The sequence below is a fragment of the Streptomyces sp. NPDC033136 genome (genome assembly GCF_055578235.1).
Genome location: NZ_JBVIPD010000019.1, coordinates 16,208 through 32,169, shown reverse-complemented (window position 1 = coordinate 32,169; position 15,962 = coordinate 16,208). Strand labels below are relative to the sequence as shown.

14 protein-coding genes are annotated in these 15,962 nt (G+C 71.8%); 6 read left to right on the top strand and 8 right to left on the bottom strand.

From position 1 onward, the window contains the following. Nucleotide 1 precedes the first annotated feature (1 nt). Nucleotides 2–742, top strand: coding sequence for a sirohydrochlorin chelatase (locus ACZ5TL_RS28700; protein ID WP_468593394.1), 741 nt, complete (start codon nt 2–4; stop codon nt 740–742). A 37-nt stretch (nt 743–779) separates the two neighbouring features. Here the strand turns inward: ACZ5TL_RS28700 and ACZ5TL_RS28695 are convergent, their stop codons facing one another. After that, nucleotides 780–1,595 (bottom strand): GvpL/GvpF family gas vesicle protein, encoded by an 816-nt coding sequence (locus tag ACZ5TL_RS28695; RefSeq protein WP_468593393.1) that lies wholly within the window; start codon nt 1,593–1,595, stop codon nt 780–782. Nucleotides 1,596–1,751: 156 nt separating this feature from the next. Between ACZ5TL_RS28695 and ACZ5TL_RS28690 the strand changes: the two genes are divergently transcribed. Further along, complete coding sequence (locus ACZ5TL_RS28690; RefSeq protein ID WP_468593391.1) at nt 1,752–2,591, top strand: transglutaminase-like domain-containing protein; 840 nt, start codon at nt 1,752–1,754, stop codon at nt 2,589–2,591. Here ACZ5TL_RS28690 and ACZ5TL_RS28685 read toward each other — a convergent pair. Next, the gene (locus ACZ5TL_RS28685; RefSeq protein WP_468593389.1) at nt 2,572–2,946 is read right to left on the bottom strand and encodes a nuclear transport factor 2 family protein; all 375 of its coding nucleotides are present in this window, start codon (nt 2,944–2,946) and stop codon (nt 2,572–2,574) included. The genes ACZ5TL_RS28690 and ACZ5TL_RS28685 overlap by 20 nt on opposite strands. Further along, a complete protein-coding gene (locus ACZ5TL_RS28680; RefSeq protein ID WP_468593387.1) occupies nt 2,939–3,487 on the bottom strand; it encodes a DUF1697 domain-containing protein in 549 nt (182 codons plus the stop codon). The genes ACZ5TL_RS28685 and ACZ5TL_RS28680 overlap by 8 nt, the downstream gene beginning before the upstream one ends. A 340-nt stretch (nt 3,488–3,827) precedes the next feature. On the opposite strand from ACZ5TL_RS28680, the gene ACZ5TL_RS28675 reads away from it, so the two are divergent. Continuing rightward, entirely contained in the window at nt 3,828–6,095 is a 2,268-nt protein-coding gene (locus ACZ5TL_RS28675; RefSeq protein ID WP_468593385.1) for an MMPL family transporter, read from the top strand. 197 nt (nt 6,096–6,292) lie between these two features. Here the strand turns inward: ACZ5TL_RS28675 and erm(O) are convergent, their stop codons facing one another. Then, the gene (gene erm(O), locus ACZ5TL_RS28670) at nt 6,293–7,072 is read right to left on the bottom strand and encodes a 23S rRNA (adenine(2058)-N(6))-methyltransferase Erm(O) (RefSeq protein WP_468593384.1); all 780 of its coding nucleotides are present in this window, start codon (nt 7,070–7,072) and stop codon (nt 6,293–6,295) included. Nucleotides 7,073–7,495: 423 nt separating this feature from the next. On the opposite strand from erm(O), the gene leuE reads away from it, so the two are divergent. Continuing rightward, a complete protein-coding gene (leuE, locus tag ACZ5TL_RS28665; RefSeq protein ID WP_468593383.1) occupies nt 7,496–8,146 on the top strand; it encodes a leucine efflux protein LeuE in 651 nt (216 codons plus the stop codon). Between the two features lie 129 nt (nt 8,147–8,275). After that, nucleotides 8,276–9,139, top strand: coding sequence for a phosphotransferase enzyme family protein (locus ACZ5TL_RS28660; protein WP_468593382.1), 864 nt, complete (start codon nt 8,276–8,278; stop codon nt 9,137–9,139). Between the two features lie 16 nt (nt 9,140–9,155). Here ACZ5TL_RS28660 and ACZ5TL_RS28655 read toward each other — a convergent pair whose 3' ends face one another. The 4 genes from ACZ5TL_RS28655 to ACZ5TL_RS28640 all read right to left on the bottom strand — a co-directional run bounded on the left by ACZ5TL_RS28655 (nt 9,156) and on the right by ACZ5TL_RS28640 (nt 13,540). Beyond that, nucleotides 9,156–9,878: an exonuclease domain-containing protein gene (locus ACZ5TL_RS28655; RefSeq protein WP_468593381.1), complete on the bottom strand. Its 723-nt coding sequence runs from the start codon at nt 9,876–9,878 to the stop codon at nt 9,156–9,158. Between the two features lie 130 nt (nt 9,879–10,008). After that, complete coding sequence (locus ACZ5TL_RS28650) at nt 10,009–11,280, bottom strand: SAV2148 family HEPN domain-containing protein (RefSeq protein WP_468593524.1); 1,272 nt, start codon at nt 11,278–11,280, stop codon at nt 10,009–10,011. 72 nt (nt 11,281–11,352) lie between these two features. Then, a complete protein-coding gene (locus tag ACZ5TL_RS28645) occupies nt 11,353–12,672 on the bottom strand; it encodes a copper amine oxidase (RefSeq protein WP_468593379.1) in 1,320 nt (439 codons plus the stop codon). A gap of 58 nt (nt 12,673–12,730) precedes the next feature. Next, nucleotides 12,731–13,540, bottom strand: a complete 810-nt coding sequence (locus ACZ5TL_RS28640) for a Tat pathway signal sequence domain protein (protein ID WP_468593378.1) — start codon at nt 13,538–13,540, stop codon at nt 12,731–12,733. Between the two features lie 180 nt (nt 13,541–13,720). Between ACZ5TL_RS28640 and glgX the strand changes: the two genes are divergently transcribed. Further along, nucleotides 13,721–15,853 (top strand): glycogen debranching protein GlgX, encoded by a 2,133-nt coding sequence (gene glgX / locus ACZ5TL_RS28635; RefSeq protein ID WP_468593377.1) that lies wholly within the window; start codon nt 13,721–13,723, stop codon nt 15,851–15,853. Nucleotides 15,854–15,962: the final 109 nt, after the last annotated feature.

Sequence of the window (15,962 nt, the reverse complement as noted above, 5' to 3'; positions counted from 1 at the left end):
CATGATCAACAAGCCTGTTCTCCTCGTCATCGCCCACGGCAGCCGCGACCCGCGGCACGCCGCGACGGTGCACGCCCTGGTGCGCCGGGTGCGCTCCCTGCGCCCCGACGTCCGCGTGGAGACCGGCTTCCTGGACTTCAACGTGCCGTCGGTCCAGGGGGTCCTGGAGTCCCTGGCGACGCAGAGGGTCCGCGACGTCGTGGCCCTCCCCCTCCTCCTGACCCGGGCCTTCCACGCGAAGGCGGACATCCCGGCGGTCCTCGCGGAGGCTCCCCCGCAGCTCCGCATCCGCCAGGCGGAGGTCCTGGGCCCGTCCCCCCTGCTGCTGAGAGCCCTGGAGCGGCGCCTGTACGAGGCGGGCCTGTCCCCCGCCGACAAGTCCTCGACCGGGGTCGTGCTGGCCTCGGCGGGGTCCACCGACCCGGAGGCGAGCGCAGTGATCGCAGCAATCGCGCGGGAGTGGCGGCACACCGGCTGGTGCGCCGTGCGGCCTGCGTTCGCCTCCGCGTCCCTTCCCCGCACGGAGGACGCCGTACGGGAACTCCGTGGGCTCGGCTGCTCCCGGGTCGCCGTCGCCCCCTACGTCCTCGCCCCCGGCTTCCTCCCCGACCGCATCGCCCGGGGCGCGGCGGACGCGGACGTCCGGGCGGACGTCCTGGGCCCGGCGCCGGAGGTGGCGCGGGTGGTGCTGGAGCGGTACGAGGCGGCACGGATGCCGGCGCTGGCGGCCGTGAGCGCCTGACGTCCGCTCCCGTGACCTCCCGTGACCGGGCCCGTCGTCACGGCGCGGGTTCCGGCTGGAGGGCGAAGGAGTACGGGGCCCAGGGGCCGCTGACCTCCACGCGGAGGCCGGGGACGCCCGCGGCGGCGGCCAGTATGCCCGTACGGAAGTCGTCGACGCGGTGGGCGGGGACGAGATACGCGTCGTTGCCCACGTTGGTGCCGGAGGCGGAGCCCGCGAGGCTGCCGCGTTCGGGGGCGTGGGCGACGCGGTCGACGGCGAGCGTGCCGGCCGTCTCGGTGAGGCGGGCGGCTGCCTGGGCGACCCTGCGCCAGGCCTCCTCGTTCCTGCGGTGTCTGCGGCGGCGAATCGCCAGGTAGGCGCGGCCGACGCCCAGGCCCGTGACCGGGTCCCGCGTGGTCCCGGTGTCGGCTTCGGGCGGGGCGACGTCCGGGGTGGCGTAGATCTTGACACCGAGTTCGACGTGGCCGGTGAGGCGGTCCAGCAGGGAGTGGAAGTAGTAGCGGCGGGTGTCGAGGGCCTGCCGGGCGCTGCCCTCGTCGGGGTAGACGGTGGCCAGGCGCAGCGGGAGGACGGCCGCGCCGGAGGCGACCAGGGCCGCCACCACGGCGTGGTGGGAGCGGACCGTGGCCTCCAGCCAGTCCAGGTCGTCGAGGTGGGCCTCGAGGGGAGCGTCGCCGTAGTCGGCGGGCGGGACGTGGCCGACGGCGAAGGCGAGGGGCGGGGCGGTGGTCGCCGGGTCGACCAGGTGGATCGGCTCCCCGGCGACACCGCGCAGGTGTGCCGTCGCCGCGGTGGCCTCGGGGGTGCGGCGCAGGACCGCGTAGGCGTAGACGAGGTTCGTGTCGGTCATGGCTCCGGGCTCCTGTCGGTCGCCGTGCGATTCCGCTCGCGAGACTCCGTTCTCGTGCCGTCCGTCCGACCGTAGGTACGGGGGTGGCGGCGGTGGTGTTCACGCGCGCGTCCACCGGGTGGACCTTGCCCCTGGGGCAGGGCCGAGGGTCCCGGCATGGACGACTACCTGAAGCAGACGCCGTACAGCGATCCCGGCGGCCTCGACACGAGCCGGCTGCCCCGCGAGCCGCGCCGGCTGGCGGCGACGGTACGGGGGCTGATCATCCACCGGGGCGAAGGCGGGCTCCTCGGCTGCTCCATCCCCGAGGAGCGGCTGCACCACGACGCCGAGTCCCGCTACGTCAGGGAGATGCTGCGCCTGCTGCGGGAGCGCGGGGACACCCCGCTCACCGAACAGCGGGCGCCCGGGGGGCGGTTCGTGGGGACGTGCCGGGACTTCTCCCTTCTGCTGTGCTCGCTGCTGCGCGCCACGGGGACACCGGCACGCCTGCGCTGCGGCTTCGCCGGCTATCTCGCCGACGGCTGGTACGAGGACCACTGGGTCACGGAGTACCGGGCGCCGGACGGCCGCTGGCGGCTGGCGGACGCGCAGGTCCACTCCGGGTACGACGTGCCGTTCGACCCGATGGACGTGCCGCGGGACGCCTTCCTGGTGGCCGGTGACGCCTGGGGGGCCTGCCGGGCGGGGCGGGCGGATCCGATGGACTTCGGGCTCAGCGGCGTGCACTGGCTGAGGGGGTTGTGGTTCGTGTGGGGCAACGTGGTGCGTGATCTGGCCGCGCTGGACGGCGTCGAGCTGCTGCCCTGGGACGGCTGGGGGCCCGAGTTCCTCGGCCGGGCCCCGCTCACCGAGGACGACCTCAGGGCGGCCGACGCGGCCGCGGCGGGCGGCGGACAGCGGCTGCGCGGGAGTTCACGCCTGTCCGTACCGGCCGGGATCACCTCGTACACGCCCTACCTGGGCGACCACCAGGTCACGTTGCCGGCTCGCTGAACGGCGTCGCCTGGTGGAAGTAGAGCAGCCACCGGCCGTCCGTCCGCCGCCACAGCGAACTGCGGTGCGCGCGGCTGCCGTCGTACTCCGTGTCGTAGATGACCTGGACCAGGTCCGGGGCCAGCTGTACGCCGCGCATCCCGGAGGCGACGACGGGCCGGTCCGCCACGTCGGTGGTCGTCGCCAGGAGGGCGATCATGCCGTCCCGGTCCCAGTGCCGCCCGGAGGCGCCGAACTCGTGGAAGTCGGGGTGCAGCAGTGCCCCGGCCCGCTCGGGCGAACGGCAGGTCTGCGGGTCCAGCAGGGCCAGTTCGCCCTCGACGGCGGACTCGACGTCCCGGTTCCGCTCAGACATCCGTCATCTCCACCAGCTTGACCACGGTGTTCCAGTTGCGGGTCGTGGCGATCACGCCCTTGTTGACGCGGGGCTTCGACAGGTGCTCGGCCAGTTTGGAGCGGCCCAGGCCGTTCGGGGCGTAGAGGTACAGGGCGCGGTCACCGAGGCGGAACTCCTCGGGGAGGCAGGCGGCTTGGTCGATCTCCGCGAAGCGGTCGGGGGCGACGGGTGCGGAGAAGTAGGTGACGTGGAGTTGCCTGGGCTCCAGGTCGGCGGCCGGGAACGGGCAGGCGCCGGCAATCGCCCTGAGGTAGGCGTGGTCGCGCACGATCACGTCGACGCCGAAGCCGAAGTGCTGGTCGATGGCGTGCGCGATCTCGGCGGCCAGCGACTCCTCGTCACCGTGCCCGGAGGAGAACACCGCCTGGCCGCTCTGGAGATGCGTGCGAACGTCGTCGTGGCCGAGGCCGGTCAGGAGCGTGCGCAGATCGGCCATCGGGACCTTTCTGCTGCCGCCCACGTTGATCCCGCGCAGCAGGGCCGCGTATGTCGTCCTCATCCGCTCATCCTAGGACGGCCGTCGTGCCCCGTGGGGGCGGGCACGACGGCCGCGCGGGCAGCTGCCCGGCCCCGTAAATTACTCACCGGTCATCCCGGGGCACAACCGCCTGCTCAAGATCCACACACCCGGGGGAGCCCGGAATGTCTCCCGATAGGTGTAGGGGACCACGGCCCTCTGGGGTCCTCCCCAGTGGGGAGGGAGCTCGGTCCATGTGGATGAGTTCCGGCCCCGCCGGTTCACCGGGCAGCACGACGAGATGGCTTTACACGGCCCCTACCTTCGAGAGGAAGGGGGGCGGCAGGGGGCCGCCGTCGCATCACGAGGGGGCAAGCCCGTCATGGGGATCCAAGAAGTGCGGGTGCGGGGCCTGGCCGCCCGGGCCGGCGGCTGGAGCGCCCGGCACCGATGGGCTGCCGTCGGCATCTGGGTGCTGTTCGTCGTCCTGGCGATGGGGCTCGGTTCGGCGGCCGGCCGGGTCGACGTCAAGGACAGCGACCAGCTGAAGGGGGAGACGCACACCGCCGCTCGCATAGTCGAGGACGCCGGGATCGACGAGCCGGCCGGCGAGACCGTGCTGATCCAGGCCAGGGACGGCGATCTCAAGGCGACGGACGCCGAGTTCCGGGACGCTGTCACCGCCGTCGTCGAGGCCGTCGAGGGCACCGGCCGGGTCACCGACGTGACCTCGCCCTACGACGCGAAGACGATCTCGAAGGACGGGCGCAGCGCGCTCGTGCAGTTCGACATGCGCGGCGAGCCGGACACCGCCGGCGAGCGGGTCGAGCCGGTACTGAAGGCCGTCGAGGGCGTCCAGCAGGAGCACGAGTCGCTGCGGATCGAGGAGATCGGCGGCGCCAGCATGATGAAGACGTTCGACGACGCCTTCGGTGACGACTTCCAGAAGGCCGAGTACTCCGCGGTGCCGGTGGCCCTCGGGATCCTGCTCATCGCCTTCGGCGCGGTGGTGGCGGCGCTGCTGCCGGTGCTGCTGGCGATCACCGCGATCGTGGCGACGATGGGCCTGATGGGCATCGTCAGCCACGTGGTGCCGATGACCGACGCCGCGAACTCCGTGATGCTGCTGGTCGGTCTGGCCGTCGGTGTCGACTACTGCCTGTTCTATCTGCGCCGCGAGCGCGAGGAGCGCCAGGCCGGCCGGGACGCGAAGACCGCGCTCCGGGTGGCCGCGGCCACCAGTGGTCACGCGATCATCGTCTCGGGTGTCACGGTGTGCGTGGCGATGGCGGGAATGCTGTTCACCGGACTCGCCGAGTTCGAGGCGATGGGACTGGCCTCGCTGATGGTCGTGGCGGTCGCCATGGCCGGGTCGGTGACCGTGCTGCCCGCACTGCTGTCGCTGCTGGGTGAGGGGGTCGAGAAGGGCAAGATCCCCTTCCTGCACCCGGAGAGCAGGCTGCGGCGCCGGCGCGGGCGGGGCAACCCGGAGAGCCGGTTCTGGACGGCCGTGCTGAAGGGCGTGCTCGCGAAGCCCGTCGTCTCGGTCGTCGTGGCGGCCGGCGCACTGCTGGCGATCGCGGCGCCCGCGGTCGGCATGAAGACCCAGAACCTCACGCTGGACCAGGAGTTCGGCGACTCGCTGCCGATCGTGCAGACGTACAACCGGGTCAACGAGGCCTTCCCGGGTGGCTCCGAGCCGGCCGAGGTGGTCGTCAGGGCGGACGACATCAACGCGCCGGAGGTGCAGTCCGCGCTCGCCGACTTCCGGGAGCGGGCGATCAGTTCGGGCGCCTCGCGCGGCCCGGTGGAGATCAAGCTGCACGACACGCAGAACGTCGCCTTCGTCTACGTCCCGCTGGTCGGCGGTTCGGACCAGGACAAGGCGGGCGAGAGCCTGGACACACTGCGCGACGAGGTGCGTCCGGCCACGCTCGGCAAGGTCGACGGGGTCGAGGCGCCGATCACCGGGCAGGTGGCCGGGTCGAAGGACTTCAACGACCAGCTGACGGGCGCCGTCGTCCCGGTGTTCGCGTTCGTCGTGGTGTTCGCCTTCGCGCTGATGCTGCTGTCGTTCCGCTCGTTGACCATCGCGGCCACGTCGATCGTGCTGAACCTGCTGTCGGTGGGCGCCGCGTACGGCATCCTCGTCGCGGTCTTCCAGCACGGCTGGGGGGCGTCCCTGGTGGGTGCGGAGGGCGTCGGCGCGATCATCACCTGGCTGCCGCTGTTCCTCTTCGTGATCCTGTTCGGCCTGTCGATGGACTACCACGTGTTCGTGGTCTCCCGGATCCGGGAGGCGCGGCTGCGGGGCCTGGCGACGAAGGACGCGATCCGGCACGGCGTCGTCACCACGGCCGGGGTCGTCACCAGCGCCGCGGTCATCATGGTCGCCGTGTTCGCGATCTTCGGGACGCTGTCCATGCAGTCGATGAAGCAGATGGGCGTCGGCCTCGCGGCCGCGGTCCTCATCGACGCGACGATCATCCGGGGCGTGCTGCTGCCGGCGGTGATGGCGCTGCTCGGTGAGCGCAACTGGTACCTGCCGAAGTGGCTGAACCGGCTGCCGGACCTCACGCACGACGAGACGCCGCAGGCGCCCGCCGACCCGGCGGCCCGGGACGACGAGGGCGAGCCCCTCAAGGTCTGACGGCCGCGGTGCGGTGAAGGGCCCGTTGGTTCACGGGGAAACCAACGGGCCCTTCCCTGCTTCCCTCAGGTCAGCCGGCGTACGAGGCCGCGCGCCGCCCTCCCGGGCCGTCTCCGCCTGGGTCTCCTTCAGGCGGCGGGCGGCCTCCGGGGCGTCGACCAGGCGAGACACGGCATCTCGTGCAATCTCCTGCTCTTCTACGAGGTCAGCACCTCGTGCAGCCGCAGCCACCGCCCTGGCGCCACCTCGCCCACCAGCGCGCCCGGGTCCAGGCGCGCCGCCCGGAACGCGGCGTCCACCCGCCGCCTCGGGTGGGCCCTGCGCAGCGAGGCGTGCAGCGAGCCGCCCACTCCGGAGAAGCCCAGCTCGACCAGGCTCCGCCAGCCCCGGTACGCGGCGGCGTCGAGCAGCGGGGTCGCGCGCCGCTCCACGCGCAGCACCCCGGCGTCCACGCGCGGCACGGGCCGGAAGCTGCGCCGGCCGACCCGGCCGAGCAGCCGCCACTCGTAGCGGGGCCAGCTGCGGACCGTCAGCAGCGTCCAGCTGCCGTAGTCCCCGGTGCGTTTGCGGGCGTACTCGAGCTGGGTGAGCAGGGTGGCGTCGGTGAGGGCGGGGGCGCGCAGACACCAGTCGACGACGGCCGCGGTCCGGGAGAACGGCACGTTCCCGGCGACCGAGAAGGCCGTACGCGGCGGACGCGCGGCCAGGAAGTCCCCGCCGACGACGCGCACGTGCGGGGTGCCGGAGAACCGGGCGCGCAGCACGGGCACCAGCCGCGGGTCGATCTCGTACGCGCGCAGCTCCCGGCAGCGCGGGGCCAGCGGGGCGGTCAGCGCGCCTTCGCCCGCGCCGACTTCGAGCAGCAGCGGTACGGGGTGGGCCGGCGGGACGGCGAGCCGGGCGAAGTGCTCGGCGGCGGCGCGGTCGGTGAGGAAGTTCTGCGAGAGTGCGCGGGAAAGCGTGGTGGGGCGGGCCATGGCCTGCGGTCCTTGTCTTCCGGAAGGTGAGATAGGGCAGACGAGGGCCCTGACCGGAAGACAGGTGGGAGTGCGGGAGGCGGTACGCCGGGCTCAGCGGGCGTGGCTCCCCGGGCCGGTCAGGGCTCCGGGGCGGCGGCGCGTCCTGGCGGCGTGCGCGCAGCCCCGGCCGTGACCGGAGATGTAGATCGCGTTGATACCCACGAGCTGCACGCTAGGCGGTGCCAGCGGTAAGGCACAACGAGTTTTCCGCGCCCTCCGCCGTGTGCGGAGGGGACGCCTGCCGCCCACCGCGGACTACGCTCTGGAACGGATCGCGGACGGCGATCAGTTGGTCATGTCGCACCACAGTCCACCGGCGACAACGTCGGCCGGCCAACGGCAGACGCCGGGCCGCCGCTGACACACCGAAGGGAGCAGCAGATGCTGGGAGTGTCGAATCTTTCCACCTACGCCCTGGGGACACTGCTGATCATTCTGCTGCCGGGGCCCAGTTCCCTCTACACGCTGTCCGTGGCGGCACGGCGGGGCGTGCGAACCGGGTACCGGGCCGCGGCCGGCGTGTTCATCGGCGAGGGCCTGCTGATGCTGCTCACCGCCGCGGGACTCTCTTCGCTGCTGCGCGCCAACGAGCTCGTCTTCTCCGTCATCAAGTACGCGGGGGCCGGCTATCTGGCCTGGATCGCCTTCGGGATGATCCGCTCGGCCCTGGAGATGTGGCGCACCCGCACGGTGGAGGCACCGGCCGCGGACTCCGGGAGCACTCGGGACGACGAGCGGCCGTTCCGCCGGTCGCTGCTGATCACCCTGCTCAACCCGAAGGCGATCCTGTTCTTCATCTCCTTCTTCGTGCAGTTCGTCGACCCGTCGTATCCGTACCCGGCGCTGTCCTTCGGACTGCTCGCGCTGATCTACCAGGTGATCAGTGTCGGTTACGTGACCCTGCTGATCCTCGGCGGCACCTACCTCTCGGCGCAGTTCCGCCGTCGGCGGCGTCTGTCGGCCGGGCTGACCAGCGGGGCCGGTGCGCTCTTCCTCGGATTCGCCGCGAAGCTCGCCACCGCCGGCCCCTGACGCACCGGGGCGCCCATGCGGTCTGCCTCGTCAAGGCGCCGTGCAAGCCCTCCCGAGCTGTGCCGATGCGACACTGACCGGTGGATGGCCGGAACCCGGCGGTCGAAGGGCGGACGACGGAGGAGGACGATGGACGAGGCACGGGCCCGGGACGTACTGGCCGAGGCCGGGGTGCTGCCCGGCGCGGCCCGGGATGCTCTGCTGCTCGCCCTCGGGGAGAACGCGGTGTTCGCCGCCGGTGACCTGGTCGTCAAGGTCGGCCGTGACGCCGAACTCCTCGACCGGGCGCGCCGCGAACTGGACGTGGCGGTGTGGCTCGCGGAGGAGGGTGTGCCGGCGGTGCGGGCGGCGGAGCCGAAGGCGCTGCTGGTCGACGGGCATCCGGTGACGGTGTGGCATCGGCTGCCGGATGCCGTGCGGCCCGCCGAGCCGCGGGATGTGGCCGAACTGCTGCGGGTGGTGCATGCCACGGCTCGGCCTCCCTTCGCGCTTCCGGGCCGTGATCTGCTGGGCGGAGTGGAGCGGTGGCTGCGGCTCGCGGGGGATGCGATCGATCCTGCGGACGCGACGTACCTGCGTCAGCGGCGGGACGCCTTCGCCGCGGAGGTCGCCGCTGTGACGCCGCGGCTGCCACCGGGTCCGATCCACGGGGACGCGCTGCCGCGGAACGTGCATGTCGGGCCCGAGGGGCCGGTGCTCGTGGATCTGGAGACGGTGTCCTCGGATCTGCGGGAGCACGATCTGGTGGTGATGGCGCTGGCCCACGACCGGTACGGGGTGCCGGACGAGGCGTACGAGTCCTTCGCGGAGACCTACGGCTGGGACGTACGCGTGTGGGAGGGGTGCTCTGTGTTGCGCGGGGCCCGCGAGACGGCCAGTTGTGCCTGGGTTGCTCAGCATGCGCCGAGCAACCCGAAGGCGCTGGCCGAATTCGAGCGCCGGGTGAGGTCGTTGAGGGCCGGGGACGAGACCGTGCGGTGGTATCCGTTCTGACGGCCCGAAGGCCGTCTCAGACCGGTTCGTCCGCCAACTCCCGCAGGGGCCACGCCCCGTCGACCAGTGCCGTCGCGTCGCCCTTGCTGCGCAGGAAGTTCTGAAAGTCCGCCGCCCACCGCGCGTACCACTCGATCTGGCGGTGGTGCAGGGCCGCCGGACCCAGGGTCGCGATCTTGGGGTGGCGGTCGGCTATCGCGCAGGCCAGCCGGGCCGCCGCCAGGGCGTCGGACAGGGCGTCGTGGGCGGTGTCGAGGACGACGCCGTACTCGGCGCAGACCGCTTCGAGGTTGCGCTTGCCGCGGCGGTAGCGGTCCACCCAGCGGTCGATGGTGTAGGGGTCGATGACCGGGCCCGGGTCGACGCCGCCGAGGCGGTCGCGCAGGGACGGCAGGCCGTAACGCCGCAACTCGGCGGCAAGCAGGGTCAGGTCGAAGGTCGCGTTGTAGGCGACGACCGGTACGCCCGTCTTCCAGTACGAGGTGAGGACGTCGGCGAGCGCGTCCGCCACCTGGTCGGCCGGACGGCCCTCGGCCGCCGCCCGCTCGCTGCTGATGCCGTGCACCGCCACCGCGTCCTCGGGGATCGGCACACCCGGGTCGGCCAGCCACTCCCGGCGACCTGCCGGCTCCCCGGCCCTGACCTCGATCACGGCCCCCGTGACGATGCGTGCCTGGCGCGGATCCGTGCCCGTCGTCTCCAGGTCGAAGCCGATCAGCAGCTCCCGGTGCCAACCCATGGGCGGCCCCCCTTCTCATGGTGCGTTCCCCCAGTGGTCTCCACCTTCCCACGCACCACTGACAATCAGAGGATCGCGTTCCGCTTGGCCCCGACGGCAGCGGGAGAACCACCCCGTACCGGGGCACAGTTCACGACACCGGCCGCGAATCCGCCCACATCACCTCGAACTCCTCGCGATACGTGGGAAAGAGTCCGCTTTCGTCGACCTCGCCCGACTTGACCACCTTGCCGCCGTTGCGCAGCACGAACACCGGCGCCTCCATGCCCCGCGTCCGGCGCAGGTAGTTCTGCACGACCGCGATGCCGTCCGCACCGTCGCCGTCGACCAGATAGGCCGTGAAGCGGGGCGTCTCGTCGAAGACCTGGATCTCGAAGGCGCCCGGGTCGCGCAGCCGGGCGCGCACCCGGCGCATGTGCAGGATGTTCATCTCGACGGCCCGGCTGAGCTCGCCGCGCTTGATGCCCAGTTCGCGCTCGCGCCGCTTGACCGCGCTGGAGGCGGGGTTCAGGAACAGGAGCCTGACCCGGCAGCCGGACTCGGCCAGCCGTACCAGGCGCCGGCCGGAGAAGTTCTGCACGAGCAGGTTGAGGCCGATGCCGATGGCGTCGAGGCGGCGGGCGCCGCCGAAGATGTCCTCGGCCGGGAACTGCCGCATCAGCCGCACCCGGTCCGGGTGGACGGCGACCACGTCGGCGTACCGGTCGCCGACGAGGTCCTCCACCGCGTCGATGGGCAGCCGGCGCGCGGACGGCACGTCGCCGCCCGCGCCGAGCATCTCCAGCAGCCGGGCCGAGGCGCGCTCGGCCTGGTTCAGGACGGCCTCGGACAGGGCGCGGTTGCGGGAGACGACGTTCCGGGTGACCTCCAGCTCGTCCAGGGCGAGCTCGACGTCCCGGCGGTCGTCGAAGTAGGGCTCGAAGCAGGGCCAGTGCTGCACCATCAGCTCGCGCAGCTGCGGCAGGGTGAGGAAGGACAGCACGTTGTCGTCGGCCGGGTCGAGCAGATAGCCCTTGCGGCGGCTGACCTCGCGGACCGCGACCGCGCGCTGCACCCACTCCTGGCCGGCCGGTCCGGCGGCGGCCACCACCCAGTCGTCGCCGTGGACGGGTTCGTAGACGGGGCGCAGCACGGCGGCGACGACCGCGCGCAGCCGCTGTTCGACGAGGTTCAGCCAGATGTAGGCGCGGCCGGCCCGCTGGGCGCGGGTGCGCACCTCGCGCCAGGCGTCGGCGTTCCAGTCCAGTTCCGGGCCGATCGCGCCCGCCGCGTCCATCGGCCGCGCCAGGGACACGGCACCGGTCGGGACGTCTGCGGAGTTCCCCTTGTGACCCTCGTCACCAGGGGGCAGCTCCAGCCCTCCCGAGCCCACCCGCGCACCGCCTTCCGCTCCCCCGAGCACTCCCCTTGTCAACGATCAAGGAAGGGTACTCCGGGAGCGGTCAGCGGTGCAGCCGGATGGGCAGCATCATTCTCAACGGCGCGGCTGCCAGTGTCCGTTCTGCCAGCCGAGCTCGGCCGGGGTGAGCGGATTCATGGCGGTGACGTCGCGCGGGGCGATGGAGAAGCCCTGCCAGTGGACGGGCATGGGCTGCTGGTCCTCGTCCCGGGCTATGTGGTGGAAGCCGATGTTCATCCAGACCACGGGGTGCTTGAGGGCCTGTCCGTTCACCCACTTGTCGACGGAGGTACCGGCTCCGCGCCCGCAGTTGCCGGGGTTGTGGCTGGCGAACATCTCGCACTTGTTGTACTGGGTGACGTACAGGTCGTGCTTGGTGTAGCTGCGGCCCGGGTACTTGGTCGTGGGGCCCGGGACGATCTCGTAGGAGCGCGCGTGTCCGTCCTTGTTCTTGCCGGCCGCGCTGACCACGCGCCACCAGCGGTAGTCCTTGCTGTTCCCGGCGAGTTCCCTGGTGATCTTGGTGCGGGTCGTCTTCGTGGTGGGGGCCCGCTGTCCCCTGGTGGGCGCGGTGACGGTGGAGTCGTACTGCTCGACGGTGTTCTTCGTGGAGCCGTCGAGCGCGAAGTCGAGCCGCCAGAAGGCGTTGTGGCTGTGGCTGGTGGCCTTGGCGCTCGCGCCCTTGCCGATGGGCCAGCCGCGGCCGTCGCCGGCGTCGTAGTCGTCCCAGGAGAGGCTGCCGGTGGCGCCGACGTTCATGGTGATCGCGCCATCGTCCTGGAAGCGCCACTCGGTCATGTACTCGTACCAGCCGACCTGGTTCACCGTGTAGACGAGGAGGTCCTTGCCCTCGGCCTGGTAGACCTTGTTCGCGGTGTCGCCCTGCATGCGGTAGGCGTGACCGCGGGAGCGGGTGGTGGTGCACAGGCCCTTGACGTTCGGGTCCTCGTTCCAGGAGTCGGGGACCTTGACCGTCTTGATGGTGCCGCCGGGGCACTCGCCGGGTGCCAGGTTCATCAGTCCCTGGGCGAAGTCGAAGCCGGTCAGGTCGTCGTACTCGATGTTGCCGTCGTCGTAGGGGACGTGGATCTGGCCGAGCCGGGCGCTGTTGAGGACCTTGATCGGTTTGGGTTCGCCCTTGCGCTGGTACGAGATCTTCTCCAGGACGAGGCCGGCCTTGTTGTGGTAGCGCCAGCACATCCGCCAGGTCGTGCCGGTGGAGAGCTTCCGCTCGATGCGGTAGGCGGCGCTGCAGTCGGCGGCCGGCGCCGCGGGGGCGGCCTTCGGCTGGGCCGTGGCCGGTCCCGCGCCGGCCGTGGCGCCGGCGGCCAGCGCCGCCACGGTCAGGCCCACGGCCGCACGGGTGCGGGCCTTGCTGTTTCTGTTCACGCGCATGACGAGGTGACTCCCTGACAAGGAGGAGCGAGGTGGACGGGTGAGCGCAAGAGGCGGGTCAGTCGTCGAGCCGGGCGACCTTGCGGGCGCTCAGGTCGATCACCAGCGACCGGGCGTCGACCCACGGACCGTTCTTGATCTTCGGGAACAGCCGGACGCAGCGGTGCTCGCCGCACCGGTCGAGCACGGCGGGCTGGGCGCCCGGCGCGGCCCGGTAGACGGCGCCGCTGAGCTGCAGCTGGTCCGGGGAGGTGAGCTTCCCGGACGTGGCGTCCTGGTAGTCGGCCTTCAGGTCCGCGCCCAGCGGGTCGGCGATGAGGAGCCTGGCCGCCTCGGCCTTCTCGGCGCGGCTGAGGGGTGGCTGAACGCCGCGCTGGGTGCCGGTCCGCACCACCGTGCCGGTGCCGAGGTCGACGGTCCTGGTGACCAGGGTGTCGTTGCGGTAGTCGTAGAACGTGACGTCGGCGCGCCGGGGCGCGTCCGGGTCGCCGACCTCGTCGGACTCCGGTTCGGCGAGGTCGACACCGAGGCGCTGCGGGCCCCGGTCCCCGTCGACGCTCTCGCCGCTTTGGAACAGCTGCCGGCTGAGGGCGATCTTCTCGACCCGCTCCAGCTCGTCGTCGGTGAGCGGATCGCGGCCCTCGCCCTTGTCCTGCTCGGCCGGCGCCTCCTCGACGACTCCCGGTGCCACGGCCCGGCCCGCACCGCTCTCCTGGCGGACGGACTGTCCCGCCCCGGCCCCGGCCACCGTGTCGTCCGCCCCGGCCGCGCCCGGCAGGGTGATCCCGATCATCACGGCGGTCCCGGCCACCGCGATGGCCGTACCGGCCACCACCTTGCCCAGGTGGCGGTGCACTATGTTGCGCACGTCTTCCCCCCACTCCCCCACAGCCCCGGGAGTATGTGATTGCCCCATGGGTTTCGCATACCGCGTATGCACTGGTCACTCGGTAAGAGGGAGATAAGTCATAGGAGGTTCCCTCACTTTCGGGGAGACTCGGGACCAAGGCGTCCCCACCGGCGCCGCACACCTGAAAGAGTCGTATCCATGCAGGTCTGGCCTGGAGAGGCGTATCCACTCGGTGCCACGTACGACGGCGCCGGTACCAACTTCGCGGTGTTCTCGGAGGCCGCGGACCGAGTAGAGCTGTGTCTGCTGCACGACGACGGCTCGGAGACGGCGATCGAGCTCCGGGAGAGCGACGCCTTCGTGCGGCACGCGTATGTGCCGGGCATCATGCCGGGGCAGCGGTACGGGTTCCGGGTGCACGGCCCGTACGCCCCGGAGCGCGGGCTGCGCTGCAACTCCGCGAAGCTGCTGCTCGACCCGTACGCGCGTGCGATCAGCGGTTCCGTCCGCTGGGGCGAGGAGGTCTACGGCTACCACTTCGACGATCCCGGCCGGCGCAACGATCTCGACTCGGCGCCGCAGACGATGACGTCGGTCGTGGTCAACCCCTACTTCGACTGGGGCGACGACCGGCGCCCGCGCACCGAGTACCACCACACGGTGATCTACGAGGCCCACGTCAAGGGCCTCACCATGCGCCACCCGGGACTCCCGGAGGAGCTGCGCGGCACCTACGCGGCACTCGCGCACCCGGCGATCATCGAGCACCTCACCGAGCTCGGGGTCACCGCCCTGGAGCTGATGCCCGTCCACCAGTTCGTGAACGACCACCGCCTGGTCGACATGGGCCTGAACAACTACTGGGGCTACAACACGATCGGTTTCTTCGCCCCGCACAACGCCTACGCGTCCTGGGGCGACCGGGGCCAGCAGGTGCTGGAGTTCAAGTCGGCGGTCAAGGCGCTGCACGAGGCCGGGATCGAGGTGATCCTCGACGTGGTCTACAACCACACCGCCGAGGGCAACCACCTGGGCCCGACACTGTCCTTCAAGGGCCTGGACAACCCGCGCTATTACCGGCTGACGGACGACCCCCGCTACTACATGGACACGACAGGGACCGGGAACTCCCTGCTCATGCGGTCCCCGCACGTGCTCCAGCTGATCATGGACTCGCTGCGGTACTGGGTCACGGACATGCACGTCGACGGATTCCGCTTCGACCTGGCGGCGACGCTGGCCCGGCAGTTCCACGAGGTGGACCGGCTGTCGTCGTTCTTCGACCTGGTCCAGCAGGACCCGGTGGTCTCCCAGGTGAAGCTGATCGCCGAGCCGTGGGACGTGGGCGAGGGCGGCTACCAGGTGGGCAACTTCCCGCCGCTGTGGACCGAGTGGAACGGCAAGTACCGGGACACCGTGCGGGACCTGTGGCGGGGCGAGCAGCGCACGCTCGCGGAGTTCGCCTCGCGGCTGACCGGCTCGTCCGACCTGTACCAGGACGACGGACGCCGCCCGCTGGCCTCCATCAACTTCGTGACCTGCCACGACGGCTTCACGCTGCACGATCTCGTGTCGTACAACGACAAGCGCAACGAAGCCAACGGCGAGGGCAACCGGGACGGCGAGAGCCACAACCGGTCCTGGAACTGCGGCGCCGAGGGCGAGACCGACGACCCGGACGTGCTGCGGCTGCGGGCCCGGCAGATGCGGAACTTCATCGCGACGCTGATGCTGTCCCAGGGCGTGCCCATGATCAGCCACGGCGACGAGTTCGCCCGGACCCAGGGCGGCAACAACAACGCCTACTGCCAGGACAACGAGCTGGCCTGGGTGGAGTGGCCCGAGGAAACAGAGGACGCCGAGGGGGGTCCGAGCAGGGACCTGCTGGCCTTCACGCGCGCGATGGTGTGGCTGCGCCGGGACCACCCGGTGCTCCGCCGTCGGCGCTTCTTCCACGGACGGCCCGTAGAGGGCACCCACGACGACCTGTCCGACATCGCCTGGTTCACCCCGGAAGGACGGGAGATGACCCAGCGGGACTGGGACTCGGCCCAGGCGTCGGCGCTGACGGTGTTCCTCAACGGCAACGCCATCTCGGAGCCGGGCCCGCGCGGGGAACGCATCACCGACGACTCGTTCCTGCTCATGTTCAACGCCTCGCCGAAGCCGCTGGAATTCGTGGTTCCGGTCGATCACGGGCGGCAGTGGCAGGTCGTGGTCGACACCGCCCGCGGGGACGGGGTGCCGCCGGGCACCGGCCCGAAGGTGCAGGCCGGGGACCGGCTGACCCTCACGGACCGGAGCCTGACGGTCCTCCAGCGGCCCGTGTAGCCGCCCGGCGGCCCGCAGGGCCGTGCCGTCGTCGGCCGTCGCCGTGCCGTCGCCGCGTCGTCCGGACAGAGCCACCCGTCCGGGCGACGCGCGGCGCACCCGGAGGCGG

What these genes read in the sequence shown, in the direction of transcription:
- ACZ5TL_RS28700 (WP_468593394.1), top strand. Translation starts at nt 2, where the DNA reads ATGATCAACAAGCCTGTTCTCCTCGTCATCGCCCACGGCAGCCGCGAC.
- ACZ5TL_RS28695 (WP_468593393.1), bottom strand. Translation starts at nt 1,595, where the DNA reads ATGACCGACACGAACCTCGTCTACGCCTACGCGGTCCTGCGCCGCACC.
- ACZ5TL_RS28690 (WP_468593391.1), top strand. Translation starts at nt 1,752, where the DNA reads ATGGACGACTACCTGAAGCAGACGCCGTACAGCGATCCCGGCGGCCTC.
- ACZ5TL_RS28685 (WP_468593389.1), bottom strand. Translation starts at nt 2,946, where the DNA reads ATGTCTGAGCGGAACCGGGACGTCGAGTCCGCCGTCGAGGGCGAACTG.
- ACZ5TL_RS28680 (WP_468593387.1), bottom strand. Translation starts at nt 3,487, where the DNA reads ATGAGGACGACATACGCGGCCCTGCTGCGCGGGATCAACGTGGGCGGC.
- ACZ5TL_RS28675 (WP_468593385.1), top strand. Translation starts at nt 3,828, where the DNA reads ATGGGGATCCAAGAAGTGCGGGTGCGGGGCCTGGCCGCCCGGGCCGGC.
- leuE (WP_468593383.1), top strand. Translation starts at nt 7,496, where the DNA reads ATGCTGGGAGTGTCGAATCTTTCCACCTACGCCCTGGGGACACTGCTG.
- ACZ5TL_RS28660 (WP_468593382.1), top strand. Translation starts at nt 8,276, where the DNA reads ATGGACGAGGCACGGGCCCGGGACGTACTGGCCGAGGCCGGGGTGCTG.
- ACZ5TL_RS28655 (WP_468593381.1), bottom strand. Translation starts at nt 9,878, where the DNA reads ATGGGTTGGCACCGGGAGCTGCTGATCGGCTTCGACCTGGAGACGACG.
- ACZ5TL_RS28645 (WP_468593379.1), bottom strand. Translation starts at nt 12,672, where the DNA reads ATGCGCGTGAACAGAAACAGCAAGGCCCGCACCCGTGCGGCCGTGGGC.
- glgX (WP_468593377.1), top strand. Translation starts at nt 13,721, where the DNA reads ATGCAGGTCTGGCCTGGAGAGGCGTATCCACTCGGTGCCACGTACGAC.